Raw genomic sequence first — 25195 nt, forward strand, 5'->3', positions numbered from 1 at the left:
AGCGCCGCCATGACCGCCCTCCCCCGCCTGATCCTGGCCGCCACCGCCGCGGCCCTGCTCGCCGCCGCCGCGCGCGCCGACGACATCGACATCTTCCTCACCCGCACCAGCAGCGGCGGCGTCAAGCCGAACGTGATGATCCTGGTGGACAACACCTCGAACTGGGCGCGCCAGGCGCAGCAGTGGCCGGACAACGGCGGCACCCAGGGCGCGGCCGAACTCGCCGCGGTGCGCAACGTGCTGGCCACCACCACCGGCATGAACATCGGCCTGGCGGGCTACACCGCGGCCGGCGCGGGCGGCGGCTACATCCGCTTCAGCGCGCGCGACATGGACGTGCCCGCCAACAAGTCCGCGATGACCGGGATCCTGAACTACATCACCGCCGGCAACACCATCAACAGCCCCACCGAGAAGGTCAACGCGGGCTCCTACGAGACCTCGGCGATGTACGAGGTCTACAAGTACTTCAAGGGGCTGCCGGTGTTCCGCGGCGGCCTGCAGGCGGGCAACGACCCGGCGCGCAACGTCGACATCGACGGCAACGCCGGCGCGGCCCCCAATGCCACCGGCTGGCGCCAGAACAGCGCGCTGGGGCACTGGGCCTACAGCGGCTCGACCTACAGCCCGCCCGCCGGCTCGACGACCTGCACGAACAACGCGCTGATCCTCGTGATCAACAACGCCCAGGGCACCATCCCCGCGGGCGACCCGAGCTACGAGGGCGTGAGCGCGGGCGCCGCCCTGCCCCAGATCCCCGGCGTGACCGACCCGAGCTGGACGGACGAGTGGGCGCGCTTCCTGTACCAGAACGGCATCAGCGTCTACGTGCTGGACGCCTACAACGCGCAGCAGAACGTCTCGCACTCGAAGACGCTGGAGCGCGCGGCGGCCGTGGGGGGCGGCACCTACCACGCGGTGAAGAACCAGGCGCAGATCGAGATCGCGCTGGGCAAGATCCTGGCGGAGATCAATGCGCGCGACTCCACCTTCGCCTCCGCGGCGCTGCCGGTGAGCGCGAGCAACCGGTCGCAGTACCTGAACCAGGTGTTCATCGGCATGTTCCGCCCCGACCCGGCGGCGCAGCCGCGCTGGCTCGGCAACCTCAAGCAGTACCAGCTCGGGCTGACCGCTTCCGGTGACGTGCAGCTGCGCGATGCCGCCGGCGCCAACGCGATCAACCCGCAGACCGGCTTCATCCACGAGTGCGCGGTGAGCCAGTGGACCAGCGACAGCGGCAGCTACTGGCAGGACATCAAGGGCCTGTCCATCGGCGCGAGCAGCTGCACCGCCTTCCCCACCGTGGGCGGGGTGGCCGGCAGCGCCTGGTCGGACCTGCCCGACGGCCCCACCGTCGCCAAGGGCGGCGTCGCCGAGGTGGTGCGCAAGGGCAACAACCCGCCGGGGACCAACGCCAACCCGCAGCCCTGGGCCGCGGGCCAGCGCCGGCTGCTCACGTACGACGCCGGCGCGGCGACCCGCCTGGCGAACCTGGGCACGGGCAACACCGGCTGGACCCAGTCCCTGCTGGACTGGGTCGCCGGGCGCGACGACGACACCACGGTGGAGGGCACCCGCCCCTTCACCGAGTACATCAGCACCTCGTCCAGCCCGCGCCCGCGCGCCTCGATCCATGGGGACGTGGTGCACTCCAAGCCGCTGCCGGTGAACTACGGCGGCACCACCGGCGTGACCGTGTACTACGGCGCCGGCGACGGCCTGCTGCGCGCGGTCGACGCCGCCACCGGGCGCGAGCGCTGGGCCTTCGCCGCGCCGGAGCACTTCGGCCGCTTCCAGCGGCTCAAGGACAACACGCCGGCCGTGGCCTTCCCCGGCCTGGTGACCTCGCCGGCGCCCCAGCCCAAGGACTACTTCTTCGACGGCGGCATCGGCCTGTTCCAGGACGCGGGCAACAGCCGGGTCTGGATCTACCCCTCGCAGCGGCGCGGCGGCCGCATGCTCTATGGCTTCGACGTCACCACGCCGGAGTCGCCGCAGCTGATGTGGCGCGTGGGCTGCCCGCGGCCCGCGCCGGACGACACCGGCTGCACCGCCGGCCTGTCCGCCCTGGGCCAGACCTGGTCGCAGCCGACCGTGGTGCGCCTCAAGGGCTACCCCAGCGCCGGCGCCGAGACCCCGCTGGTGCTGGTGGGCGGCGGCTACGACACCTGCGAGGACGCGAACGCGCCCGCCCCCGCCTGCGGCAGCCGCAAGGGCAACGCGGTGTTCCTCCTCGACGCCGCCACCGGCGCGGTGGTGCGCAGCTTCACCGGCCTGTCCGGCAGCGTGGCCGCCGACATCGCCGTGGGCGACCGCAATGGCGACGGCTTCGTCGACGTCGCCTACGCCGTCACCACCACCGGCGACGTCTACCGCCTCTACTTCAGCGACGCCGGCTTCGGCGCCATCGCCAGCGGCTCCTGGGGCATCCGCCGCGTGGGCGCCACCGCCGGCGGCGGGCGCAAGTTCCTGAACTCGCCGGCCCTGCTGTCCTCGGGGACCAAGATGTACGTGGCCCTGGGCTCGGGCGACCGGGAGAAGCCGCTGATGGGGCACTACCCCTACGCCAACCCGGTGACCAACCGCTTCTACGTGCTGATGGACGACCTCGCCGATCCCACCGCCAACCCCGGGGTGGCGGCCCTGGACGACACCAGCGTGATGCGCGACTTCAGCGCCCCGACCACCTGCGAGACCGCGGGCGTCACGCCCGGCTCCACCGCCCGCGGCTGGTTCATGGACCTGCCGGGCCGCGGCGAGCAGACGGTGACATCGGCGGTGACCGTCGGCGGCATGGTCACCTTCAGCACCAACCGCGCCACCGCCGGCAGCCTCAACACCTGCGCCGCCAACGCCAACCTGGGCGAGGCGCGCGGCTACTGGCTGAACATCCTCAATGGCAGCGGCGCCATCGGCTCGGGCAACGCGTCCTGCGGCGGCGACCGGTCCGGCGTCTTCGTGCAGGGCGGCATCGTGCCCTCGCCCACCCTGGCGACGGTGCAGATCGGCAACGTGGTGCAGACCGTGGCCATCGGCGCGATCCAGCGTTCCGGCGGCGCCAGCTCCGGCGTCGGGCCCCAGGCGATCAAGCCGCCGGTGAAGGCCAAGCGCCGCACGATCTACTGGCGATCGAACCAGGCCGAATGACGCACTGCGCCATTGACCGCAGGCGCTTTCAGGCATAGATTTTTCGTAACGCCACCGGCGGGTGGGAGGTTGCGATGTCGCTCGACGAACTCTATCGGATCAGGCTCTGGCACCTGGCGCACCGGCGCGAGCACCCGGTCGAAAGCCACCTCTGGGATGGCGTTCTCACCTTGTGGATCCTCGGTTGGATGGGATGGCTGCCGGCGTTCGCCACCGGCGAGGCGATCTGGTTCGCCCCGTTGGGCCTGCTGGCGATGCGCCTGCCCGACGCCTACCGCAGCTGGCGCTCCCGCGCCCACCAGTCGCACCGCTTGCGCTGCGACTGGCTGGACGACTGAACACGCCGCCGCCGCGGAGACCTTGCGGGTCCCGCCTGCGCCCTACTGGCGGGCGTTGCGCAGGTTGGCGGGCAAGGCGCCGGGGTGGCTGGTGCGCAGCGGGTTGATGTCCAGCCCGCCGCGGCGCGTGTAGCGCGCGTACACGGTCAGACGCGTGGGCCGGCACCGTTCGCGGATGTCCATGAAGATCCGCTCCACGCACTGCTCGTGGAATTCGTTGTGGTTACGGAAGCTCACGAGGTAGCGAAGCAGCTGGCCCTGGTCGATCTGCGGGCCGCTGTAGCGGACCTGCACGCTGCCCCAATCGGGCTGGCCGGTGACCAGGCAGTTGCTTTTCAGCAGGTTCGACACCAGCACCTCCTCGACCGGCTGCTCGTCGAAGGCGGCGGTGAGCAGGGTGGGATCCGGCTGGTACTGCGTGCACTCGATGTCCAGGCGGTCCAGGCTCACGCCCTCGAGCTCCTCGATGCGCTCGCGCTCGAAGTCCTCGGGCAGCAGCAGCTTCACGCCCACCGAGGAGGCCGCCGGCGCGCCGCGCCAGACCGCTTCGCTGATGTCGGCGCGGATGCGGTCACGCACCTCGTCGGCCGAGGCGAAGGACGTGTTGTTGAAGCTGTTCAGGTACAGCTTGAACGACTTGCTCTCGACGATGTTGGGCGTCTCGCAGGGCACGGTGATGCGGGCGATCGCCACCTGCGGCTTGCCGCGCGGCGTGAGCCAGGACAGTTCGTAGGCGGTCCACAGGTCGGCGCCGAAGAAGGGCACCGCGCCGGGCAGCCCCAGCTCCTCGCGCTTGGCGAGGCGGGGGATGGGAAACAGCAGCGTGGGGTCGTAGCGGTCGCTGTAGGCCGCGGCCTTGCCCAGGAGGGATTGTTCGGGGGTGGACATCGGGCTGGGGGATTCAGTCGAAACGGCGCTCGCGCAGCCACTTGGTGGCGATCCACTTTTCGCCGGCGATCACGGGCGCGCCGCCATGCAGGGTGCGGGTCGAGGGGTGGGGACGCTCGTAGGCGAAGAACACCGCGTTGCCCCGCTTGGGCGCGACTTCCAGGCCCACGTCGGGAAAGGTGGTGCCGCCGCCCTGCTCGGGCTCGGACAGGTACACCACCACCGTGCCCACGCGCTGCCCGCCCCGCCGGAGGATGGTGGGCGTGCCGGGCTCGTTCGGGTCGAAGTAGTCGTAGTGGGGCTTGTACTCGGCGCCCGGGCGGTAGTTCAGGATCTGAAGGCCCTCGCCGTTCTCCAGCGGCCAGTTCACCAGGCGCGCCAGCCGCTGCTCCAGGCGGGCCACCACCGGCGTCTCCCCGCGGCGGAAGAACATGCCGCTGCTGGTGCGGTCCTCATTGAGCTCCTCGCCGCCGGTGCGGGTGGCCACGGTGAGCGAACGGGCCAGCCGCGGGCGGGCCTGCGCGATGAGTTCGTCGCACTCCTCGTCGGACAGCACGTCGCCGAACACCACGATGCGCGGACTCTCCTTGGACAGGATCACGTGCACGCGGCGGTCACCGGCATCCAGGTACAGCGGCGAGCCGGCCAGGTCGGGGCCGGGCACCGGCACCGCGGGCGGCAGGGCCTGGGCCGCGGGGCGCCCGGCCAGGTGCGCCTGCAGGGTGCTTTCCATCGCGGCGATGGCGGTGTCCTCGGTCCAGCCCGAGGCGCGCATGGCAGCGAGCACCGTGTCCGGCGGGTGACCGGCCTCGGCCTGCGCAATGATCCACTGGCGAAGCTCGGGGGTGATGGTCTGGGTCGCGGTCATGGCTCCATCCTGCGTCGGAACACCAGGCGGTCCGGCTTGGAGGCGGCAGCGTCGAAGGCGTAGCCCTCGAGGTCGAACCCTTCCAGCTTCGACGGGGCATCGATGCGGTGGGTGATGGCCCAGCGGGCCATCAGCCCGCGGGCCTTCTTGGCAAAGAAGCTGATGATCTTGTACTGCCCGCCCTTCCAGTCCTCGAACACGCATTCGATGACCCGGGCCTTCAAGGCCTTGCGGTCCACCGCTTTGAAGTATTCCTGGGAGGCCAGGTTCACCACGACCGGCGTCTTTTCGTCGGCCAGCTGCCCGTTGAGGCACTCGGCGATGCGCGAGCCCCAGAACTGGTAGAGGTTGGCCGCCTCGCCCACCGGCAGCGAGGTGCCCATTTCCAGGCGGTACGGCTGCATCCGGTCCAGCGGCCGCAGCACGCCGTACAGGCCGCTGAGGATGGCGACATGGCGCTGGGCCCAGTCCAGGTCGGACGCCGACAGCGTGCGGGCGGCCAGGCCGTCGTACACGTCGCCGTCGAAGGCCAGCACGGCCTGGCGGGAGTTCTTGGCGGTGAAGGAGGTCGACCAGGCCTCGTAGCGGGCCGCGTTCAGCGCGGCGAGCTTGTCGCTCAGGTCCATCAGGCTGGCGATCTGCTGGGGCGACTTCGCGCGCAGCACCTCGATCAGCTGCGCCGACGCCTCGATGAACCGCGGCCGGGTGTGCGGCAACTCGGCGACGGGCGTTTCATAGTCCAGGGACTTGGCGGGGGACAGCAGATACAGCATGGGTGGAGGGTGAGTCAGCGGCGCCAGCCTGCGGCCAGCAGCCATTGCGCCAGGGCGGCCACCGCCACGAGCGCGGCGTACGAGGCCATCTTGCCGTCGCGCCCGAAGAACCACAGGCCGGCCAGCAGGGCGGCGGTGCCGGCGGCAGCCACCAGGGCCGCCTGCGGCCAGTAGCGGGTCACCCGCCCGCCCGCAGGCAGCGCCCAGCGCGCGGCCAGGGGCAGCAGCAGGCCCAGGGCGAGGGCCGGCGCGACGAAACCGAGCAGGTGGAGCAGGGATTGGAAGAAGCCCATCGCAGCGCGGGCCGGGCCGCAAGATCTTGATAAACCGCCGGATTTTATAATTCCCAACCATATGGCAGTCTGGGCCCTCGGCATCAACCACACGACGGCCCCCGTCGACATGCGGGGCCGCTTCGCGTTCGCCATCGACCAGATCGCGCCGACGCTCTCCGCCTTGCGGCAGAACCTGCACGGCCACGGCGGCCCGGCGCCGGAAGCGGCCATCCTCTCCACCTGCAACCGCACCGAGATCTACTGCGCCGGCGAGCAGCCGGCCATGGAGCCCACGCTCGAGTGGCTGGCCCGCTCGGGCGGCGTGTCGCCGTCGCAGCTGCGCTCGCATGCCTACGTGCTCGAGGAAGGCTCGGCCGCCCGCCACGCCTTCCGCGTCGCCAGCGGCCTGGACTCCATGGTGCTCGGCGAGGCCCAGATCCTCGGCCAGCTCAAGGACGCCGTGCGCGTGGCCGACCAGGCCGGCGCGCTGGGCACCACGCTGAACCAGCTGTTCCAGCGCTCCTTCGCCGTGGCCAAGGAGGTGCGCACCGCCACCGAGATCGGCGCGCACTCCATCAGCATGTCGGCCGCCGCGGTGCGCCTGGCCGGGCAGCTGTTCGAGGACCTGACCCGCATCAAGGTGCTGTTCGTGGGCGCCGGCGAGATGATCGAGCTGGCTGCGACCCACTTCGCGGCCAAGAACCCCAGGCACATCGCCATCGCCAACCGCACCCTGGAGCGCGGCGAGAAACTGGCCTCGCGCTTCGGCGGCGAGGTCCTGCGCCTGGCCGACCTGCCGGACCGCCTGCATGAATTCGACGCGGTGGTCTCCTCCACCGCCAGCCAGCTGCCCATCATCGGCCTCGGCGCCGTGGAGCGCGCGCTCAAGCTGCGCAAGCACCGCCCCATGTTCATGGTGGACCTGGCCGTGCCACGCGACATCGAGCCTGAGGTCAAGGACCTGGAAGATGTCTTCCTCTACACCGTGGACGACCTCGCCCACGTGGTGCAGACCGGCCAGGCCCAGCGCCAGGCGGCCGTGGCCCAGGCCGAGGCCATCGTCGACGCCGGCGTCCAGAGCTTCCTGCACTGGATGGACCAGCGCCGGGCCGTGCCCCTGATCCGCCAGCTCAATGCCCAGGCGGACGAGTGGCGCGCGCACGAACTGGCACGCGCCCGCAAGCTGCTCGCCAAGGGCGAGGATGTCGACGCCGTGCTCGAGGCCCTGTCCCGGGGGCTGACGCAGAAGATGCTGCACGGCGCGCTCGCCGAGCTGCATGCCGGCGACGCCCAGGCGCGCCAGCGCGCCACCAGCGCGATCGAGCATTTCTTCCTGCGCAAGGAGCGTTAGCGGGCCTGTGCCCGCCGTGCCGTCCGACCGGGCGGCGCGCGTCCCGCACCCGTCTCCCCCAGCTTCCTCGCGCCCATGAAACCCTTCCTCCGCCAGCAACTCGATCGCTACCCCGTGCGCCTGCAGGAGCTCGACTTCTTCCTGCAGCAGCCCGAGATGGCCAACGACATGGACCGCCTGCGCGCACTGACGCGCGAACATGCCGAGGTCAGCGAGGTCGCCGGCCTGTACGGCCAGTTCCGCCAGCGCGAGGCCGACCTCGCCGCCGCGCGCGAGATGCTGGCCGACCCGGACATGGCCGACCTGGCGAAGGAGGAGATCGCCCAGCTCGAGGCCGACCTGCCCCGCCTGGAGGACGAGCTGCAGAAGCTGCTGCTGCCCAAGGACCCGGACGACGTGCGCAACGTCTTCCTGGAGATCCGCGCCGGCACCGGCGGCGACGAGTCGGCGCTGTTCGCCGGTGACCTGCTTCGCATGTACACCCGCTACGCCGACCGCCAGGGCTGGCGCTGCGAGCTCGTGAGCGAGAGCCCCGGCGAGGTCGGCGGCTACAAGGAAGTCGTGGTGCGCGTGGTGGGCGACGGCGCCTACGGCAAGCTCAAGTTCGAGTCCGGCGGCCACCGGGTGCAGCGCGTGCCGGCCACCGAGACCCAGGGCCGCATCCACACCAGCGCCTGCACCGTGGCCGCCCTGCCCGAGCCGGACGAGGCCCAGGCGGTGCAGATCAACCCGGCGGACCTGCGCATCGACACCTTCCGCGCCTCCGGTGCGGGCGGGCAACATATCAACAAGACCGATTCGGCGGTGCGGGTCACGCACCTCCCCACCGGCATCGTCGCCGAGTGCCAGGACGACCGCTCCCAGCACCGCAACAAGGCCAAGGCGCTGCAGGTGCTCGCCGCGCGCATCCACGAGGCCGAGCGCGCCGCCCGCGCCGCCAAGGAGGCGGCCACGCGCAAGGGGCTGATCGGCAGCGGCGACCGCAGCGACCGCATCCGCACCTACAACTTCCCACAGGGCCGCATCACCGACCACCGCATCAACCTCACGCTGTACAAGCTCGGCGCGGCGATGGAGGGCGAGATCGACGAAATGGTCGAGGGCCTGCTGCTGGCGCGCAAGGCCGAACAGCTCGCGGACCTGGAGGCGGCCTCGTGAGCGGCGGGCCGCCCGCGGGCGCGATGAACCTGGCCCGGGCCCTCGCCCGCGCCGCCGCCCTCGGCCTGGACCGTTTCGACGCGCAGCTCCTGCTGCTGCACGCGCTGGGCCGCCCGGCCCACGACCGCGCCTGGCTGATCGCCCACGACACCGACGACCTGCCGCCCCCGGCGCAGGCGGCCTACGAGGCGCTGTGCCTGCGCCGCGCCGCCGGCGAGCCGGTGGCCTACCTGGTGGGCGAGAAGGAGTTCTTCGGCCTGCCGCTGGCGGTGGATCGGCGCGTGCTCGTTCCTCGCCCCGACACCGAGACCCTGGTCGAATGGGCACTCGAAGTCCTGGCGGGCCGGCCCGGGCCCGCCGCCATCGACCTGGGCACCGGCAGCGGCGCGATCGCCCTGGCCATCGCCCACCGCCGCCCGCAGGCGCGCGTGGAGGCGGTGGACCGCAGCGAGGACGCCCTGGCCGTGGCCCGCGCCAACGCGCAGCGGCTCGGGCTGGCGGTGGACTTCCGCGCCGCCAGCTGGCTCGAAGGGGCGGGCCGCGGCTACGACCTGGTCGTGAGCAACCCGCCCTACATCGCCAGCGACGACGAGCACCTCGCCGCCCTGGTCCACGAGCCGCTGTCGGCACTCGCCTCCGGGGCCGACGGCCTGGACGACCTGCGCGCCATCGTGCGGCAGGCGCCCGCCCACCTGGCCCCCGGCGGCTGGCTGCTGCTGGAGCACGGGTGGGACCAGGCCGGCGCGGTACGCGCACTGCTCGAAGGCGCCGGCTTCACGCAGGTGCAAAGCCGGCGCGACCTCGCCGGCATCGAACGGGCCTGCGGCGGGCAATGGCTTGGCTGATTTCGGATAATCGACGGCACCGCGGCGCCTCGCCGCCACAAGGAAAGACACCATGGACGACACCCAGCAGCGCATCGACCAGCTCGTGAAGAACAGCGAGGTCGTGCTTTTCATGAAGGGCACCGCCTCCTTCCCGCAGTGCGGCTTCTCCGGGCGCGCCGTGCAGATCCTCAAGGCCTGCGGCGTCGACCCGCGCGGCCTGGCCACCGTCAACGTGCTCGAGGACCCGGCGATCCGCCAGGGCATCAAGGAGTACAGCAACTGGCCCACCATCCCGCAGCTTTACATCAAGGGCGAGTTCATCGGCGGCTCCGACATCATGATGGAGATGTACGAGAGCGGCGAGCTGCAGCAGATCCTGGGAACAGGCAGCAACACCTGACCCTTTTCCGGGTTCACCTCCCGCATGTGATGTGCTGGAATGGGTGCCATGCGTTGTTGAGGGGAAAACACCATGCCATCCAACCAACTCGTTCGCCACGACCCCCACGGGTTCCAGCTGCCCATCGCCCAGGTGCGGCACGTGTTCCAGCCGCAGGATGTGGAGCGCAAGCTCGCCAAGCTGTCCGCGCACGAACACGAGCACCTGCGTACGACCTATGAGCGCATGCTGGAGCGGGGGCCGGAGCGCTTCCAGGTCAAACCCGCAGGCATCCCCGACATGGCGCGCCTCTACGAGGAGCTGCCCAATTTCACCGAGGCGCTGGACGACGTGAGGCGACACGTCGCGCTCGCCCAGGACAGCCGGGACGGCCTGGAGGTCACCCCCATGCTGCTGCTCGGCCCGCCCGGCATCGGCAAGACCCATTTCGCGCGGCGCCTGGCCGACCTCCTGGGCACCGGCATGAACCTGGTTCCCATGAGCGCGATGACCGCGGGATGGCTGCTCTCGGGCGCCTCCTCCCAGTGGAAGGGATCCAAGCCGGGCAAGGTGTTCGAGGCCATCGTCGACGGCCAGTACGCCAACCCGGTGATCGTGGTCGACGAGATCGACAAGGCCAGCGCCGACGCGCAGTACGACCCCCTGGGCGCCCTCTACGGCCTGCTGGAGCACGACACCGCGGGCAGCTTCATCGACGAGTTCGCCGAGGTGGCCATCGACGCCAGCCAGGTGATCTGGATCATGACCGCCAACGACGAGCGCGGCATCCCCGAGCCGATCCTCAATCGCATGAACGTGTTCGAGGTCGAGCCGCCCTCTCACGAGGCGGCGCGCCAGATCGCACGCAACCTCTACGCCTCGATCCGCGGCGAGCATGGCTGGGGCAGCCGCTTCGACCCCGAGCCCGCCGACGACCTGCTGGACCTGCTCGCCGCGCTGGCGCCGCGCGAGATGCGCCGCGCCCTCATGACCGGCTTCGGCAACGCCCGCCTCGACGGGCGCGGATGCATCCAGCCCGAGGACCTGCCCCGCGCCGGCAGCGGCAAGGCGAAGCTCGGGTTCCTGCAGTAGGGGCAAGGCGACCCCGCAGGCTGCGCGCCGGTCAGCGCGGCTCGACGTGGTGGGGGTCCTTGAACTCCCACCGGCGCGCCGCGGCGAACACCGCATCCGGGTACTCGCGCCGGCCGCGGCTGCCGTTGTAGCGGCCCAGGGCCATGAACAGGTCGCCGCGCTCGCGGTCCAGGTAGTGGCGCAGGATCACGCAGCCGAATCGCAGGTTGGTCTGCATGTGGAACAGGCGGCCCGGGTCGCCGTCGCCGATCAGGCGGCTCCAGAACGGCATCACCTGCATGTAGCCGCGCGCGCCGGCCACGCTCACCGCGAACTTGCGGAACGCGCTCTCGACCTGGATCAGCCCCAGCACCAGGCCCGGGTCCAGGCCCGCGCGCTTGGCCTCGTACCAGGCCGTCTGCAGGAATTCCTTGCGCTCGCGCCAGTCCACCTTGTGGCGCTGCAAGCGCACCGTCATTTCCACCAGCCAGCGCAGGTAGGCCAGGCGGGCCGCCGTGGTGGCGAACTCGGGCACCGGCGGCGCCGCGTTGGCGATGGCGGAACTCAGGGCCGAGCGCACCGAGTCGGCCAGCGGCTCCTCGACCTGGGTGCCGGCCCAGGCGGGCCGGCCGGCCGCCAGCGCCCCCAGCCCGCCGAGGCCAGCCAGGAGGCACTGCCGGCGCGAGGTCACGACGTGAGCTTGCCCTTGAGGAAGTCGAGGATGCCGTCGGCGGCGACCTTGGTGGCCGCGGTGTCGCGACGGTGCTGGTACTCCAGCTGGCCCTCCTTGAGGCCGCGGTCGGAGATGACGACGCGGTGCGGCACGCCGATCAGCTCCCAGTCGGCGAACATCGCACCGGGGCGCTCGCCGCGGTCGTCGAGCATCACGTCCACACCCAGGGCGGCGAGCTCGTCGTGCAGCTTCTCGGCGGCCGCCTTGACCTCGGCGCTGCGGTCCATGCCGATGGGGCACACCACCACGGTGAACGGGGCGATCGCGTCGGGCCAGATGATCCCGCGCTCGTCGTGGTTCTGCTCGATGGCGGCGGCCGGCAGGCGGGTGATGCCGATGCCGTAGCAGCCCATCTCCATCGGCTGCGGCTTGCCGTTCTCGTCGAGGAAGTTGGCCTGCATGGCCTTGCTGTACTTGGTGCCCAGGTAGAACACGTGGCCCACCTCGATGCCGCGCTCGATGGCCAGCCGGCCCTTGCCGTCGGGGGAGAGATCGCCTTCGACGATGTTGCGGATGTCGGCCACAGCGTCGGGCTCGGGCAGGTCGCGGCCCCAGTTCACGCCGGCGATGTGGAAGTCTTCCTCGTTGGCACCGCAGATCCAGTCGGCCATCAGGGCGACCTCGCGGTCGGCCACGACCTTGACCGGCTTCTTCAGGCCGATCGGGCCCAGGTAGCCGGGCTTGGCGCCGAAGTGCTCGAGGATTTCGGGCACGGTGGCGAAGCGGAAGCCGGCGTCCAGGCCCGGCACCTTGCCGACCTTGACTTCGTTCATGTCGTGGTCGCCGCGCACCAGCAGCAGCCAGACCTGGCTCTTGACGACCTCGCCGGCCTCATTGAGCTGGTCGGTCGCCAGGACCAGGGACTTCACCGTGGTCTGCAGCGGCACACCGAGCAGCGCCGCGACGTCCTCGCAGGTGCTCTTGCCCGGGGTGGGCACCTTCTCCATCGCCTTGGCGGGCGCCGGGCGCGGGCCCTGCGGCGCGAGCGCCTCGGCCTTCTCGATGTTGGCGGCGTAGTCGCTGTCCGGGCAGTAGACGATGGCGTCCTCGCCAGTGGCGGCGATCACCTGGAACTCCTCGGACAGGTCGCCCCCGATGGCGCCGCTGTCCGCCGCCACCGCGCGATAGCGCAGGCCGAAGCGGTCGAAGATGCGGCGGTAGGCCTGGGCCATCACCTGGTAGCTGGCCTTGGCGGACGCCTGGTCGCGGTCGAAGGAGTACGCGTCCTTCATGATGAACTCGCGGCCACGCATCAGGCCGAAGCGCGGGCGGCGCTCGTCACGGAACTTGACCTGGATCTGGTAGAGGTTCTTGGGCAGCTGCTTGTAGCTGCGAAGCTCCTGGCGGGCGATGTCGGTGACGACTTCCTCGCTGGTGGGCTGGATGATGAAGTCGCGGTCGTGGCGATCCTTGATGCGAAGCAGCTCGGGGCCCATCTTCTCGAAGCGGCCGGTCTCCTGCCACAGCTCCGCGGGCTGCACGATCGGCATGGTGCACTCCACCGCGCCGGCCCGGTTCATCTCCTCGCGCACGATGGCTTCCACCTTGCGGATCACGCGCAGGCCCATGGGCATGTAGGTGTAGATGCCTGCGCCCAGCTTCTTGATCATGCCGGCGCGGGTCATCAGGCGATGGCTCGCGACCTCGGCGTCGGCGGGTGCTTCCTTGAGCGTGGAAATGAGAAACTGGGATGCTTTCATCGGTGCGCGGGGGCGGGGGGACTAGAACGGCCGAGTTGCTTGTGGCACGCGCGACGGCGTGCATAATGAACTCAGTTCAAGAATTGGGGTTTGATTATGCTTGACCGGGACGGCTTCAGGCCCAACGTCGGCATCATCCTGCTCAATCAGAAAAACCAGGTGTTCTGGGGCAAGCGCATACGCACCCACAGCTGGCAGTTCCCGCAAGGGGGCATCGATCGCGGCGAGACGCCGGAGCAGGCGATGTACCGGGAGCTCCACGAGGAGGTCGGCCTCCGTGCCGAGCATGTGCGCATCGTTGCCCGCACCCGGGACTGGTTGCGCTACGAGGTGCCGGACCGCTACATCCGCCGCGACGCACGCGGCCACTACAAGGGACAGAAGCAGATCTGGTTCCTGCTGCAGTTGACGGGCGCCGACTGGAACCTGAACCTGCGCGCCACCGACCATCCCGAATTCGACGCCTGGCGCTGGAATGACTACTGGGTCCCGCTGGATGTGGTGGTCGAGTTCAAGCGCGGCGTCTACGAGATGGCGCTGACGGAGCTGGCGCGCTTCCTGCCCCGCACCGAGCACCACCGCAACCGCTTCCTGCGAGGCGGCATGCGCCCGCGCGATGGCGATCACCATGACCATCACCACCATGCGGCCCCGCCGCATGGCCTGCCCAGTCCCGATTTCGAGCTCCCGCCGGGCGCCACCTTCGAGCCCGACCCGCAGGCCGGGCTGAACCGCCAGGCCCCGGGGGGGCGGCGTGCTTCGTAAGGCAGCCCTGCTGCTGGCGCTGGGCGGTTGCACGCTGGCCGGGGCCCAGGGCTACGACCCGGTCACTGGCCTTCCCCGGCCGAACGAGAACGCGGCCGAGCGCCCCGACTGGCGGGAGGAGGCCACCGCCCTGCCCCAGGGCCTTCGTACCGAGGGCCTGGTTCCCGTGGAGGTCCGCACCTCCGAGCTGCGCTTCGGCGTGGACCCCGCTTCCATCGTGGTGGGCGGCGACGGGGTGATCCGCTATGTGGTCGTGGCCACCAGCGCCAGCGGCGCGGTCAATGCCATGCAGGAAGGCGTGCGCTGCATCCCGGGTGAAGCCAAGGTCTACGCGCGCTACACGCCGGGTTCGGGCTGGCGGCCCGTCGGCAGTGCGGCGTGGCAGCCGCTGGCGGCCAGCCCGCGCCACACCCAGGCCCTGGCAGGCGCCGGGCTGTGCGGTGAAGTGACGCAGGCCCGTCGCAGCGCAGAGGACGTGCGCCGCGCACTGGCCACACGGGAAGGCACCCTGCGCTAGGGCTGCCAGCGAATTCCCCGGGCCGTCGCAACGAACGCCCCCGCCGGGCCTGGGCAGGCCCCGGAGCCTGCCGGGAGGCCCGCCCTCCGCGCCGCGCGCTCAGCGCGTGACGACCAGGTTGGTGCGGTGGATCATCTCGGGTTCGGCCACGTACCCGAGCAGCTTCTCGATGTCGGCGGACGGCCTGCGGCACAGGAGGCGCGCCTCCGCGCTGGCGTAGTTGGCCAGCCCGCGTGCGATCTCGGTGCCGGACGGGTCGCGCACCGCGATCACCTCGCCGCGGGAGAAGTCACCCTCGACCGAGACCATGCCGATCGGCAGGAGGCTCTTGCCCTCCTCGCACACCTTGGCAGCCGCCCCCTGGTCGACGGTGACCGCGCCCCGCATCTGGAGGTGGTCCGCCATCCAGCGCTTGCGCGCCTGGCTCTTCTGCGTGGGCGCGACCAGCAGCGTGCCGACCGGCTCGCCGCCGAACAGGCGGATCAGGGCGTCGGGCTCCCGGCCCCAGGCGATCACCGTCGAGGCGCCCGAGCCGGCGGCGCGCTTGGCCGCCAGGATCTTGGTGATCATGCCGCCCTTGCCGATGCTCGAGCCCGCGCCGCCCGCCATCTGCTCCAGCACCGGGTCGCCGGCGCGGGCCTCGTGGACGAAGGTGGCCGCCGGGTCCTTGCGCGGGTCGGCGGTGTACAGGCCCTTCTGGTCGGTGAGGATCACGAGCACGTCGGCCTCGACCAGGTTGGCCACGAGCGCGCCCAGCGTGTCGTTGTCGCCGAACTTGATCTCGTCGTTGACGACGGTGTCGTTCTCGTTGATCACCGGCAGCACGCGCAGCCCCAGCAGGGTCAGCAGCGTGGAGCGGGCATTGAGGTAACGCTCGCGGTCTGCCAGGTCGGCGTGCGTGAGCAGCACCTGGGCCGAGCCCAGGCCGTTCTGGCGCAGCTTGGTCTCGTACATCTGGGCCAGGCCCATCTGGCCGACCGCGGCTGCGGCCTGCAGCTCACGCAGCTCGTGGGGGCGGGTGCTCCAGCCCAGGCGCTTCATGCCTTCGGCGATGGCGCCGCTGGAAACCATGATCACCTCGCGGCCGTCGCGGGCCAGCGCGGCCAGCTGGCGGCTCCACTCGCCGATCGCTGCTTCATCCAGGCCCCGGCCCTCGTTGGTCACGAGGCTGGAGCCGACCTTGACGACGATGCGGCGTGCACTGCGCAACATCTGCGCGGCCGGCGCGGAAATCGTGGAAGCGGGTGAAGCCGGGGTTTGCGTCATCAGGATTCGTTGTCGGGGGCCGGCGCGGCGAAGCGGGGATCGTCGACCGTGCCCGTGGCGGGATCGAACCGGGGATCGACCTCGACATGCGGTTGCTCGGCCACCTGCTGCGCCTTGACCTGCTGGTAGACGGCCTTGATCAGGTCCTCACAGCCCTCGCGGGTCAGGGCCGAGATTTCGAAGACGGGGCCCTTGTACTTGAAACGCTTGACGAAGTCCTTGACGCGCGCCTCGCGCTCGTCGGCCGGCACCATGTCCAGCTTGTTCAGGACCAGCCAGCGCGGCTTGTCGTACAGGGCCTTGTCGTATTTCTTCAGCTCGCCCACGATGGCCTTGGCCTGGGCGACCGGATCGACGCCCTCGTCGAAAGGAGCGATGTCCACCAGGTGCAGCAGGATGCGGGTGCGCTGCAGGTGGCGCAGGAACTGGTGACCCAGGCCCGCGCCCTCCGATGCGCCCTCGATCAGGCCAGGCACGTCGGCGACGACGAAGCTCTGCTCGGGGCCGACGCGCACCACGCCCAGGTTGGGGTGCAGCGTGGTGAAGGGGTAGTCGGCGATCTTGGGGCGCGCGTTCGAGATGGCGGCGATCAGGGTGGACTTGCCCGCGTTGGGCATGCCCAGCAGGCCGACGTCGGCCAGCACCTTGAGCTCGAGCTTCAGGCTCTTGCGCTCGCCGGGCCAGCCCGGGGTCTTCTGGCGCGGGGCGCGGTTGATCGCGCTCTTGAAGCGCATGTTGCCGAAGCCGCCGTCGCCGCCCTTGGCGATGGTGATCACCTCGCCGGGCGTGAGCAGTTCGTACAGCACCTCGCCGGTCTCGGCGTCGGAGATGATGGTGCCCACCGGCATCTTCAGCGTGATGTCGTCGCCGGCGGCGCCGAACATGTCCGAGCCCATGCCGTGCTCGCCGCGCTTGGCCTCGTGGCGGCGCGAGTAGCGGTAGTCGACCAGGGTGTTGAGGTTGGGGTCCGCAACGGCGTAGACATGGCCGCCACGGCCGCCATCGCCGCCGTTGGGTCCGCCGAACTCCTTGTACTTCTCGTGCCGGAACGACACGCAGCCATTGCCTCCGTCACCGGCGGCAATGTCGATATAGGCTTCGTCGACGAACTTCATGGGGGCTATTCTAGGAAGAGCGCCAACAAAAAAGCCCTGCGCAATGACGCAGGGCCTTCTTGCGGCAATGCCAGGGCGATCAGGCCGCCGGCGTCACATTCACGGTGTGCTTGTTCAGCTCACCCTTCACGGCGAACGACACGTGGCCATCCACCAGGGCGAACAGGGTGTGGTCCTTGCCCACGCCGACGTTCACGCCGGGATGGAACTTGGTGCCACGCTGGCGCACGATGATCGAGCCGGCGGAGATCAGCTCACCGCCGAAGGCCTTCACGCCGAGCATCTTGGGCTTGGAATCACGCCCGTTTCGCGTAGAGCCGCCGCCTTTTTTCTGTGCCATGTCCGTTGCTCCTTAGGCTGCAATCGCGCCGATTTGCAGCTCGGTGAACTGCTGGCGATGACCCTGGCGCTTCTGGTAGTGCTTGCGACGACGCATCTTGAAGATGCGAACTTTGTCGTGCTTGCCGTGCGCCACGACCGTGGCTTTGACAGTTGCACCGGACACCAGGGGGGTGCCGACCTTGAGTTCAGCGCCGTTGCCGACTGCCAGAACCTGGTCGATCACGATTTCCTGGCCAACGTCCGCAGCAATCTGTTCTACTTTGATTTTCTCGCCGATGGCAACGCGATACTGCTTGCCGCCGGTTTTTATGACCGCGTACATATAGACCTCTGAAGTGAAGCTCTCCAGGACGTATTTCCGGGAGAGCCCGCGACTGTAGCATAGTTTGGGCTTAACGTCCAGAGCACCGCCGTTCGGGGTCGGCAGCCTGCCTATAATCGCGCGCAACTTCCTGCGCCTGCCTTGACCGCTCCCGCCGACTCCCCCAACTCGACCGCCGCCACGCTGGCGCTCATCGCCGACGACATGCGTGAGATGGACGCCGTGATCGCCCGGCGCCTGGACTCCGGCGTGCCCCTGGTGGGCGAGGTCGCGCGCTACATCATCTCGGCCGGCGGCAAGCGCCTGCGCCCGGCCCTGCTGCTGCTGGTGTCCGGCGCGCTGGGCTACGGCGGCGCGCAGCGCTTCAACCTGGCGGCCGTGGTGGAGTTCATCCACACCGCCACGCTGCTGCATGACGACGTGGTCGATGCCTCCACGCTGCGCCGCGGCCGCGCCACCGCCAACGAGAGCTTCGGCAACCCGGCCAGCGTGCTGGTGGGCGACTTCCTCTACTCCCGCGCGTTCCAGATGATGCTGGACGCCAAGGACATGCGCGTCATGGAGATCCTGGCTGAGGCGACCAACGTGATCGCCGAGGGCGAGGTGCTGCAGCTGATGAACATGCACGACGCCTCGCTCGACGAGGCCGGCTACCTGCGCGTGATCCGCTCGAAGACCGCCAAGCTGTTCGAGGCCTCGACCCGCCTGGCAGCGGTGCTGGCCGGCAGCGACGCCACGATCGAGCAGGCCTGCGCCGACTACGGTCAGGCCCTGGGCACCGCCTTCCAGGTGATCGATGACGTACTCGACTACGACGGCGACGCCGGCGAGATGGGCAAGAACCTCGGCGACGACCTGCGCGAGGGCAAGGCCACGCTGCCCCTGATCGCCGCCATGCAGCGCGGCACACCCGAACAGCGGGACACAATCCGCCGCGCGATCGAGAACGGCTCGGTCGAGGAACTCGAGGCCATCGTCGCGATCGTGCGCTCCACCGGCGCGCTCGATGTGGCCCGCCAGGCCGCCGCCGCCGAGGCGCAACGCGCAATTGATTGCCTTTCGATGCTCCCGCGAAATAAACACAGCGAAGGTTTGCTACAATTAGCGTCTTCGCTGCTTGAGCGACGGCACTGAGAGATCAGGAGTCCGGCGATTCCAAGCACATCGGGGTGTAGCTTAGCCTGGTAGAGCGCTACGTTCGGGACGTAGAGGCCGGAGGTTCGAATCCTCTCACCCCGACCAGAATTCTGGTTATCCAAACAAAGACCTCGTTGCTCACGCAACGGGGTCTTTTGCTTTGGAGCGCGGGCAAGTGCAAGATGGCAGTCATCAATGAAACTTGCGGTCACGCCGAGGCGCCCATGATCTGCCTGCCCACGTTCCCGAAGAACCGCGCGCTCCTGGCCGCAGCCTGGCTGGCCGCCGCCGCGCCCGCGGCCCTGGCCCAGGGCGCCACGCACACGCTGCCCGAGGGACAAGCCATCCCCGACCGCTACATCGTCGTCTTCAAGCCGACGGTGGCCCATGCCGCACAGGAAGCCGACCGGCTGGTGCGCGCCGCCGGCGGCCAGGTCCACCGCCGCTACACCCACGCCCTCAAGGGCTTCGCGGCCACCCTGCCGGCGGCTGCGCTGCCCGGCATCCGCGCCAACCCGAATGTCGACGCCGTCGAGGCCGACCACGCCATCCGCCTCAACCAGGCCACGTCGCCGCAGAACCAGGCGACCTGGGGCCTGGACCGCATCGACCAGCGTGACCGGCCGCTCGATACGCAATACGCCTTCAACCACACCGGCCTGGGCGTGACCGCCTTCGTCATCGACACCGGCATCCGGGCCGACCATGCCGAGTTCGGCGGGCGTGTCCAGGGCGGCCACACCGAGGTCGCCGACGGCAACGGGACCCGTGACTGCAACGGCCACGGAACCCATGTGGCCGGCACGCTCGGCGGCTCGACCTGGGGCGTGGCCAAGGCGGTCCAGCTGGTCCCGGTACGCGTGCTGGATTGCAGCGGCTCCGGCACCTACAGCGGCGTCATCGCCGGCATCGACTGGGTGGCCGGCACCACGGCCCGGCCCGCGGTGGCCAACCTCTCGCTGGGCGGCGTCAAGTCCACCACCGTGAATGCCGCCGTCGCGGGCGCATCCAGCCTGGGCGTGACCATGGTCGTCGCCGCGGGCAACAGCAACGCCAATGCCTGCCGCTACTCCCCCGCCAGCGAGCCGACCGCCCTCACGGTGGGCGCCACCACCAGCAGCGACGCGCGGGCCTCCTACTCGAACTACGGCAGCTGCGTGGACCTGTTCGCGCCGGGCTCGGGCATCACCTCGGCCTGGCACACGAGCGCCACCGCCACCCACACCATCAGCGGCACCTCCATGGCCAGCCCGCACGTGGCCGGCATCGCCGCGCTCGCACTCAGCGCGAACCCGAAGGCCACGCCGGCCGAGGTGGCTCGCTTCCTCCTGGACAACGCGACACCGGACCGGCTCGCCTCCATCGGCACAGGCTCGCCGAACCGGCTGGCGTACTCGCTGGCTGCCGGCGCGCCGGTCGCGATGCCACCCCAGGCCGTGGCCGTCAGCGGCCTCACGGGCACCTGGCGCAAGGTCGGCAAGAGCTGGCAGGCCGTCGCGACCGTCTCGGTGCGAAACGTGACCACGAACACCGCGGTGCCCCATGCGACGGTGGCCGGCACCTTCGCCCCGGGCGGTTCGGCAAGCTGCGTGACCTCGAGCGACGGCAGCTGCTCGATGGCCAGCGGCTCGCTCGCGTCGACGGTGACGTTGAGCGATTTCACCGTCGACGGCATCACCGGCTCGGGCCTGGACTACGACGCCTCGCAGAACTCGGCGACCCGCATCACCATCAGCCGCTGAACGGGCGCGCGGCGCCCGACCCGCAGGCGCCGGCCCAGGCCGCTCAGCCCCGCTTTCGCCGGCCCCGCTCGCGCCAGCGCAACACCGCCAGCGCGAGCAGCCCGGTGGCGAGCAGGCCGAGCGAGACATGGATGGCCTTCTGGCTGATCGCGTAGGTGATGCTGGACCAGGTGAGCCAGCCGCAGGCGGCGCAGAACACCAGCGGCAGCACCGGGTACAGCGGCACGCGGAAGGGGCGCGGCGCCAGTGCGTCACGGTGGCGCAGGCGGACCAGGGCGAGGCCCACGAGGAACAGGAAGCCCCAGAACACCGGCGCGGTGAATTCCACCATCGCGGAGAAGCCGTCCCCCTCCCCCATCCCCAGCAGGACCAGGGCCGCGCTGATGGCGGCCTGCGTCCACAGCGCCGGCGTCGGGCTGCCCGCCTGGGCGCGCCAGCGCCCCAGCAGGCGCAGGGAGGCCCAGTCGCGGCCCAGGGCGAAGTTGGTGCGGGCGCCGACGATCATGGTGGCGTTGATGCTGGTCAGCGCGGCAATCGCCACGAACAGGCCCAGCGCCTTCTGCGCCCACGGGCCGAAGGCCAGCCCCAGCAGGTCGCCTGCGGCGGTCTTGCTGTCGGCAAGCCCGCGCAAGCCCAGGCCCTGCAGCAGCGCCAGGTTCACCAGCAGGTAGATGGCGGTGAGCGCCGCCATGCTGGCAATGATCACCCGCACCATGGCGCGCGGCCCGCCGCGGATCTCGGCCGAGACATACGCGGCCTCGTTCCAGCCGCCAAACGTGAGCAGCACGAACACCAGGCACAGGCCCCACTGCGCGGGGGCCGGCGCCTTCTCGAACCACACGAGCGGTCCGGAAGCGGGCACATCCATCGAGAAGCCGGCCGCCGCCACCGCCAGCAGCCCGCCGACCTCGAGCAGCAGCAGCAGCGACTGCACCCGCGAAGAGGCATGGATGCCGATGGTGTTGACCACCGTGAGCAGGATGATCACGATCAGCGCCCAGACCGTGCTCGACTGGGACCCCAGCGGCGCGAGCGTGCTGATGTAGTCGCCGAAGACGAAGGCCAGCAGCGCGATGGAGCCGGTGTTGATGACGGTGGCCCGCGCCCAGGCATACAGGAAGGACAGGTCGCGCCCGAAAGCCCGGCGCAGGAAGTGGTAATCCCCGCCTGCGTGCGGGTAGGCCGTGCACAGCTCGGCGTAGCACAGCGCGCCCGCCACCGAGACCAGCGCGCCCGCGGCCCACAGGACCAGCGCCCAGCCCGCGTCGCCGCTGATTCCCGCGACGAGCGCCGGGGTCTTGAAGATGCCGGCGCCGATGACGATGCCGACGATCAGCGCGATCGCCGCGCCGGGATGCAGCAGCCGCAGCGGCTGCGCGGTCGCCTGCGCAGAGTCACGCACGAGGGACGCGCCCTGCAATGCCTCGCTCACAGGCGCACCAGGTCGACCGGCACCGACTGGCCGCCCGGCGAGGTCACCGTGCCGGTGATGCGGCCGCCGTCCACGCGGCCGCTGAAGCTGTGCAAGGTCCGGTCGGGGCCGCTGAACTGGAAGCTGAGTTCTACGCCGCGCAGCCGCGCCCCCACCAGCGGCTGGGTCGCGCTGGTGCGCGTCATGAGGCCGCCGATCGACTGGAAGCTCTGGCGGAAGCTCAGGCGCGCCGGACCGCCCTCGAGGCCGGACAGCATCCAGTCGCCCTCGACGCGCGCAGGCACGACCCACAGGTAGGCGCGGGCGTTCTCGTGGGCCAGCACCTCGTCGGCCTCCCACTCGCCCATGGTGAAGGCGTGCGACACGACGCGGGTGCCGGGCTTCATCGCCAGGATCGTCGGGCGCAGGCGCAGGTTCAGGTCAGGCAGCAGGTAGAGCGTGACCACGCTCGCCGAGCTGAAGTCCTCCTTGAAGATGTCGCCGGTGATGATGCGCACCTTGTCGGCCACGCCCGCCTCGCGCACCTTGCGCCGGGCGAACTCGGCCATCTGGGGGTTGTATTCGATGCCGACCGCCGTGGCACCGAACCGCTTCGCGGCGGTGATGGCGATGACGCCGTCGCCGGCGCCCAGGTCGAAGACCCGGTCATCCTGGCTGACCCGGGCGGCAGTGAGCATCTTCTCGATCAGGGGCTCGGGCGTGGGAATCCAGATCACGTCCTTGCCGGCCTGCCCGCGCATCGGCTCGTAGTTCTGCGCGGCGCCGGCCGGCTGGGCCAGGCTGGCGCTGCCGCCGAACGAGAGGGCCGCCGCGAGGGCGACGAGGATGAAATGGCGTAGGGCTCGCACGATGCATCTCCAGGCAAGGGCCATGAAACGAAAGGCCGTGGGACAGCCTCCGGGTCACCGGAGGAGGACGCTCCCCCCGCGGGGGGCCGGGCATCAATCTAGGCAAATCCGCCGCTCCGCGCAGCCCATCGGGCACAGAAACCCGGCGGGGCACCCCCGAGGAATTACCCTAGTCTTGAAATAAGTCGCAAAAACGTGCACGCACCCGATGCCCCGGCGGCGTCAGGTCCTGAAGCGCTCGACCTCTTCCCGGGTCGCGTCCGCGATCCGCGACAGGCCGACGATGGTGGCGGTGATCTGCTCGGACGCGGCGGCGTTGCTGCGGGCGATGCTGTCGACGTTGGAGAGGTTCATGTTGATCTCCTCCATCGCCGAGCTTTGCTGCTCCAGCGCGGCGGCGATGCGCTCGAGCATCGAGTCGGTCTGCCGCGAGCCCTGCTCGATGCGCGCCATTTCCTCGTTCACCAGGCCGACGGTGCCGACCGCACGGCGCGCCTCGGCCACCGCCTCGGTGACCAGCGTCGCGATCTCCTGCGAGCTCTCCGCGCTGCTCTGGGCCAGCTTGCCGACCTCGTCGGCCACCACGGCGAAGCCCTTGCCATGCTCGCCCGCCCGCGCCGCCTCGATGGCCGCATTGAGCGCCAGCAGGTTGGTCTTGTTGGCGATCTTCTCGATCACCTCGGTGATCCTGGAAATCTTCTCTGAGTTGCCGGCGATGCTGTTGACGACCTGCACCATCTCCGCCATCCGGGCCATGCTGGAGCGCACCGCCTCGAAGGAGGCGCGCGACTGCTGGCTGGCCGCCTCGGTGTTGCGCGACACCTCGGTGACCGAGGTGACGGTCTGGCGCACCGCGGTCGAGACCTGGCTGATCGCATGGGTCTGGTTCTGGGCGCCATCGGAAATCTGGGCAATCGCCTGGCTGGTCTGCCCGGACGCCGCCGCCACCTGCTGGGTGTTGCCGCTGATCACGCGCATGGCGCCCCCCAGGGCGTCCAGCGAGGCGTTCATGTTGGCCTTGAGCGCCTCCAGGTCGCCGAGCGCCGCCACCGTCATGCGCTGGGCGAGGTTGCCCTGGGCCACCGCGTTCATCACGCCGCTCAGGTCCCGGAAGAAGGCCTGCTGCGCCTCGATGCTCTGGTTGACGTTGCGCTTGAGCGCGTCCAGGTCGCCCCGGGCCTGTACCCGCACCCGCTCGCCCAGGCGCCCCTGGGCGATGCCTCCCATGACCCGGGTGATGTCCTGGAACACGGCCTGCTGCGCGTCCAGGCTCTGGTTGACGTTGCGCTTGAGCGCATCGAGGTCGCCCCGGGCAGCCACGGTCACCCGGCGCGAGAACTCGCCCTGGGCCACCGCGGTCATGACCGCGGTGATGTCGTTGAGGGTGGAGTCCAGCGACTGCTGCATGCCGGCGACCTTGCGCAGCAGGGGGAAGCCGTCGCCCAGCGACAGGGCGTCGCGGGCGGCGAAGTCCCCCTCGCTGATGCGGCCGGCCAGGTCGGCGACGAGCGCCGACTCCACCGCCTCGCGCTGCAGGATCACCGACATGAAGACCAGCACTGCGGCCTCGAACACCACATAGGCTGCATGGAGCGCGACCAGTTCCAGGCTGACCGAGCCCGCCAGCACGTACAGCCCGGCGCCGGCAGCCTGCGCCACGGCGAAAGCCACGTGGTGCACGGCGATCACGCCCGCGGCCGCGACGATCGGCCGCCAGTCCCGGTAGTACAGCAGGAACGCCAGCAGGGCGAAGATGCCGAAGTGCATCTCGGTCATGCCGTGGGCCTGCTGGATCATCAGGGCCGAGTCGACCATCAGCGCGCAGGCGATCGCCAGACGGGAGACCAGGCTGCCCGGCGCCGCGCGGTGGATCAGGAAGGGCACGGCGAAGGCCGGCACGCCGACCAGGAGGGCCAGGCCCCAGGTCTGGGTGAAGGCCGCGATGCCCAGGCTGATCAGGGCGAGGAAGGCGAGCGTGGCGAGCAGGACACGGTCCGCGGTAGCGCGCTGCGGCTGCAGCATCTGCTCGGTGTTCACGGACAGGCGGGACGTCGGCTGGGCGGTCATGGGGCGATGGAGCTGCAGATGGACTGGAGTCGCGAGGGATCCTGCGCCACCCACCAGGCCAGGCACCCGGCGCTGTAGGCCAGCCACGCGGCCAGGCCGAACCAGGCCAGGCGCGGCACTGGCGTCGGGAGCCG

At 70.3% G+C, this 25195-nt stretch carries 24 protein-coding genes and 1 tRNA gene; 12 read left to right on the forward strand and 13 right to left on the reverse strand.

Annotation, left to right across the window (positions count from 1 at the left end):
• Positions 1-9 precede the first annotated feature (9 nt).
• Together ACT80S_RS08275 and ACT80S_RS08280 are read left to right on the forward strand one after the other, a co-directional pair.
• Entirely contained in the window at positions 10-3147 is a 3138-nt protein-coding gene (locus ACT80S_RS08275; protein WP_377414972.1) for a pilus assembly protein, read from the forward strand.
• Positions 3148-3221: 74 nt separating this feature from the next.
• The gene (locus ACT80S_RS08280) at positions 3222-3485 is read left to right on the forward strand and encodes a hypothetical protein (protein WP_377414975.1); all 264 of its coding nucleotides are present in this window, start codon (positions 3222-3224) and stop codon (positions 3483-3485) included.
• Positions 3486-3527: 42 nt separating this feature from the next.
• On the opposite strand, the gene queF is transcribed toward ACT80S_RS08280, so the two are convergent.
• Genes queF through ACT80S_RS08300 form a run of 4 tightly spaced genes read right to left on the reverse strand, consistent with a single transcriptional unit; the run spans position 3528 to position 6307 of the window.
• A complete protein-coding gene (gene queF, locus ACT80S_RS08285) occupies positions 3528-4373 on the reverse strand; it encodes an NADPH-dependent 7-cyano-7-deazaguanine reductase QueF (RefSeq protein ID WP_377414977.1) in 846 nt (281 codons plus the stop codon).
• A 13-nt stretch (positions 4374-4386) separates the two neighbouring features.
• On the reverse strand, positions 4387-5241 hold the full coding sequence (locus ACT80S_RS08290; protein WP_377414979.1) for a 2OG-Fe(II) oxygenase: 855 nt from the start codon (positions 5239-5241) through the stop codon (positions 4387-4389).
• Positions 5238-6014, reverse strand: coding sequence for a peroxide stress protein YaaA (gene yaaA, locus ACT80S_RS08295; protein ID WP_377414981.1), 777 nt, complete (start codon positions 6012-6014; stop codon positions 5238-5240). Before yaaA ends, ACT80S_RS08290 begins: the two co-directional genes overlap by 4 nt.
• 14 nt (positions 6015-6028) lie before the next feature.
• Entirely contained in the window at positions 6029-6307 is a 279-nt protein-coding gene (locus ACT80S_RS08300) for a hypothetical protein (protein WP_377414983.1), read from the reverse strand.
• Between the two features lie 61 nt (positions 6308-6368).
• Between ACT80S_RS08300 and hemA the strand changes: the two genes are divergently transcribed.
• The 5 genes from hemA (at position 6369) to ACT80S_RS08325 (ending at position 11096) form a co-directional block, all read left to right on the forward strand.
• On the forward strand, positions 6369-7640 hold the full coding sequence (gene hemA, locus ACT80S_RS08305) for a glutamyl-tRNA reductase (protein ID WP_377414986.1): 1272 nt from the start codon (positions 6369-6371) through the stop codon (positions 7638-7640).
• 75 nt (positions 7641-7715) lie between these two features.
• Positions 7716-8798, forward strand: a complete 1083-nt coding sequence (gene prfA / locus ACT80S_RS08310; protein WP_377414989.1) for a peptide chain release factor 1 — start codon at positions 7716-7718, stop codon at positions 8796-8798.
• A 23-nt stretch (positions 8799-8821) separates the two neighbouring features.
• Positions 8822-9643, forward strand: coding sequence for a peptide chain release factor N(5)-glutamine methyltransferase (prmC, locus tag ACT80S_RS08315; protein ID WP_377415245.1), 822 nt, complete (start codon positions 8822-8824; stop codon positions 9641-9643).
• Between the two features lie 52 nt (positions 9644-9695).
• Positions 9696-10025, forward strand: coding sequence for a Grx4 family monothiol glutaredoxin (grxD, locus tag ACT80S_RS08320; protein ID WP_377414992.1), 330 nt, complete (start codon positions 9696-9698; stop codon positions 10023-10025).
• A 72-nt stretch (positions 10026-10097) separates the two neighbouring features.
• Positions 10098-11096, forward strand: coding sequence for an AAA family ATPase (locus ACT80S_RS08325; RefSeq protein WP_377414995.1), 999 nt, complete (start codon positions 10098-10100; stop codon positions 11094-11096).
• A gap of 31 nt (positions 11097-11127) precedes the next feature.
• On the opposite strand, the gene ACT80S_RS08330 is transcribed toward ACT80S_RS08325, so the two are convergent.
• Both ACT80S_RS08330 and ACT80S_RS08335 read right to left on the reverse strand, forming a co-directional pair.
• On the reverse strand, positions 11128-11766 hold the full coding sequence (locus tag ACT80S_RS08330; protein WP_377414998.1) for a lytic transglycosylase domain-containing protein: 639 nt from the start codon (positions 11764-11766) through the stop codon (positions 11128-11130).
• Positions 11763-13508, reverse strand: a complete 1746-nt coding sequence (locus ACT80S_RS08335) for a proline--tRNA ligase (protein ID WP_377415000.1) — start codon at positions 13506-13508, stop codon at positions 11763-11765. The genes ACT80S_RS08330 and ACT80S_RS08335 overlap by 4 nt, the downstream gene beginning before the upstream one ends.
• Positions 13509-13604: 96 nt before the next feature.
• Between ACT80S_RS08335 and ACT80S_RS08340 the strand changes: the two genes are divergently transcribed.
• Both ACT80S_RS08340 and ACT80S_RS08345 read left to right on the forward strand, forming a co-directional pair.
• Entirely contained in the window at positions 13605-14273 is a 669-nt protein-coding gene (locus ACT80S_RS08340; protein WP_377415002.1) for an RNA pyrophosphohydrolase, read from the forward strand.
• Complete coding sequence (locus ACT80S_RS08345; protein WP_377415005.1) at positions 14263-14790, forward strand: CNP1-like family protein; 528 nt, start codon at positions 14263-14265, stop codon at positions 14788-14790. Before ACT80S_RS08340 ends, ACT80S_RS08345 begins: the two co-directional genes overlap by 11 nt.
• A 99-nt stretch (positions 14791-14889) precedes the next feature.
• On the opposite strand, the gene proB is transcribed toward ACT80S_RS08345, so the two are convergent.
• The 4 genes from proB to rplU form a co-directional block, all read right to left on the reverse strand.
• Positions 14890-16002 (reverse strand): glutamate 5-kinase, encoded by a 1113-nt coding sequence (gene proB, locus ACT80S_RS08350; protein WP_377415247.1) that lies wholly within the window; start codon positions 16000-16002, stop codon positions 14890-14892.
• Positions 16003-16055: 53 nt separating this feature from the next.
• Positions 16056-17171: an Obg family GTPase CgtA gene (gene cgtA, locus ACT80S_RS08355; protein ID WP_377415008.1), complete on the reverse strand. Its 1116-nt coding sequence runs from the start codon at positions 17169-17171 to the stop codon at positions 16056-16058.
• Positions 17172-17250: 79 nt separating this feature from the next.
• Positions 17251-17511 carry a 50S ribosomal protein L27 gene (gene rpmA / locus ACT80S_RS08360; RefSeq protein ID WP_377415011.1) on the reverse strand — a complete coding sequence of 87 codons (261 nt, stop codon included), beginning with the start codon at positions 17509-17511 and terminating at the stop codon, positions 17251-17253.
• A 12-nt stretch (positions 17512-17523) separates the two neighbouring features.
• Positions 17524-17835, reverse strand: a complete 312-nt coding sequence (rplU, locus tag ACT80S_RS08365; RefSeq protein WP_377415013.1) for a 50S ribosomal protein L21 — start codon at positions 17833-17835, stop codon at positions 17524-17526.
• Between the two features lie 204 nt (positions 17836-18039).
• Here rplU and ACT80S_RS08370 point away from each other — a divergent pair, with 204 nt between their 5' ends.
• The 3 genes from ACT80S_RS08370 to ACT80S_RS08380 all read left to right on the forward strand — a co-directional run bounded on the left by ACT80S_RS08370 (position 18040) and on the right by ACT80S_RS08380 (position 20714).
• Positions 18040-18969, forward strand: a complete 930-nt coding sequence (locus ACT80S_RS08370; RefSeq protein ID WP_377415249.1) for a polyprenyl synthetase family protein — start codon at positions 18040-18042, stop codon at positions 18967-18969.
• Between the two features lie 31 nt (positions 18970-19000).
• Positions 19001-19077, forward strand: a tRNA-Pro gene (locus tag ACT80S_RS08375).
• A 119-nt stretch (positions 19078-19196) separates the two neighbouring features.
• Positions 19197-20714, forward strand: a complete 1518-nt coding sequence (locus tag ACT80S_RS08380) for a S8 family peptidase (RefSeq protein ID WP_377415015.1) — start codon at positions 19197-19199, stop codon at positions 20712-20714.
• 43 nt (positions 20715-20757) lie between these two features.
• Here the strand turns inward: ACT80S_RS08380 and ACT80S_RS08385 are convergent, their stop codons facing one another.
• From ACT80S_RS08385 to ACT80S_RS08395, 3 genes are all read right to left on the reverse strand, one after another.
• Positions 20758-22146, reverse strand: coding sequence for an APC family permease (locus ACT80S_RS08385; protein ID WP_377415017.1), 1389 nt, complete (start codon positions 22144-22146; stop codon positions 20758-20760).
• Positions 22143-22994 (reverse strand): class I SAM-dependent methyltransferase, encoded by an 852-nt coding sequence (locus tag ACT80S_RS08390; protein WP_377415019.1) that lies wholly within the window; start codon positions 22992-22994, stop codon positions 22143-22145. The genes ACT80S_RS08385 and ACT80S_RS08390 overlap by 4 nt, the downstream gene beginning before the upstream one ends.
• A 222-nt stretch (positions 22995-23216) precedes the next feature.
• A complete protein-coding gene (locus ACT80S_RS08395; protein ID WP_377415021.1) occupies positions 23217-25061 on the reverse strand; it encodes a methyl-accepting chemotaxis protein in 1845 nt (614 codons plus the stop codon).
• Positions 25062-25195 lie beyond the last annotated feature (134 nt).

Source organism: Ramlibacter sp. MAHUQ-53, from assembly GCF_052600055.1.

What these genes read in the sequence shown, in the direction of transcription:
- ACT80S_RS08275 (WP_377414972.1), top strand. Translation starts at nt 10, where the DNA reads ATGACCGCCCTCCCCCGCCTGATCCTGGCCGCCACCGCCGCGGCCCTG.
- ACT80S_RS08280 (WP_377414975.1), top strand. Translation starts at nt 3,222, where the DNA reads ATGTCGCTCGACGAACTCTATCGGATCAGGCTCTGGCACCTGGCGCAC.
- queF (WP_377414977.1), bottom strand. Translation starts at nt 4,373, where the DNA reads ATGTCCACCCCCGAACAATCCCTCCTGGGCAAGGCCGCGGCCTACAGC.
- ACT80S_RS08290 (WP_377414979.1), bottom strand. Translation starts at nt 5,241, where the DNA reads ATGACCGCGACCCAGACCATCACCCCCGAGCTTCGCCAGTGGATCATT.
- yaaA (WP_377414981.1), bottom strand. Translation starts at nt 6,014, where the DNA reads ATGCTGTATCTGCTGTCCCCCGCCAAGTCCCTGGACTATGAAACGCCC.
- ACT80S_RS08300 (WP_377414983.1), bottom strand. Translation starts at nt 6,307, where the DNA reads ATGGGCTTCTTCCAATCCCTGCTCCACCTGCTCGGTTTCGTCGCGCCG.
- hemA (WP_377414986.1), top strand. Translation starts at nt 6,369, where the DNA reads ATGGCAGTCTGGGCCCTCGGCATCAACCACACGACGGCCCCCGTCGAC.
- prfA (WP_377414989.1), top strand. Translation starts at nt 7,716, where the DNA reads ATGAAACCCTTCCTCCGCCAGCAACTCGATCGCTACCCCGTGCGCCTG.
- prmC (WP_377415245.1), top strand. Translation starts at nt 8,822, where the DNA reads ATGAACCTGGCCCGGGCCCTCGCCCGCGCCGCCGCCCTCGGCCTGGAC.
- grxD (WP_377414992.1), top strand. Translation starts at nt 9,696, where the DNA reads ATGGACGACACCCAGCAGCGCATCGACCAGCTCGTGAAGAACAGCGAG.
- ACT80S_RS08325 (WP_377414995.1), top strand. Translation starts at nt 10,098, where the DNA reads ATGCCATCCAACCAACTCGTTCGCCACGACCCCCACGGGTTCCAGCTG.
- ACT80S_RS08335 (WP_377415000.1), bottom strand. Translation starts at nt 13,508, where the DNA reads ATGAAAGCATCCCAGTTTCTCATTTCCACGCTCAAGGAAGCACCCGCC.
- ACT80S_RS08340 (WP_377415002.1), top strand. Translation starts at nt 13,605, where the DNA reads ATGCTTGACCGGGACGGCTTCAGGCCCAACGTCGGCATCATCCTGCTC.
- proB (WP_377415247.1), bottom strand. Translation starts at nt 16,002, where the DNA reads ATGTTGCGCAGTGCACGCCGCATCGTCGTCAAGGTCGGCTCCAGCCTC.
- cgtA (WP_377415008.1), bottom strand. Translation starts at nt 17,171, where the DNA reads ATGAAGTTCGTCGACGAAGCCTATATCGACATTGCCGCCGGTGACGGA.
- rpmA (WP_377415011.1), bottom strand. Translation starts at nt 17,511, where the DNA reads ATGGCACAGAAAAAAGGCGGCGGCTCTACGCGAAACGGGCGTGATTCC.
- rplU (WP_377415013.1), bottom strand. Translation starts at nt 17,835, where the DNA reads ATGTACGCGGTCATAAAAACCGGCGGCAAGCAGTATCGCGTTGCCATC.
- ACT80S_RS08370 (WP_377415249.1), top strand. Translation starts at nt 18,040, where the DNA reads ATGCGTGAGATGGACGCCGTGATCGCCCGGCGCCTGGACTCCGGCGTG.
- ACT80S_RS08380 (WP_377415015.1), top strand. Translation starts at nt 19,197, where the DNA reads ATGATCTGCCTGCCCACGTTCCCGAAGAACCGCGCGCTCCTGGCCGCA.
- ACT80S_RS08395 (WP_377415021.1), bottom strand. Translation starts at nt 25,061, where the DNA reads ATGACCGCCCAGCCGACGTCCCGCCTGTCCGTGAACACCGAGCAGATG.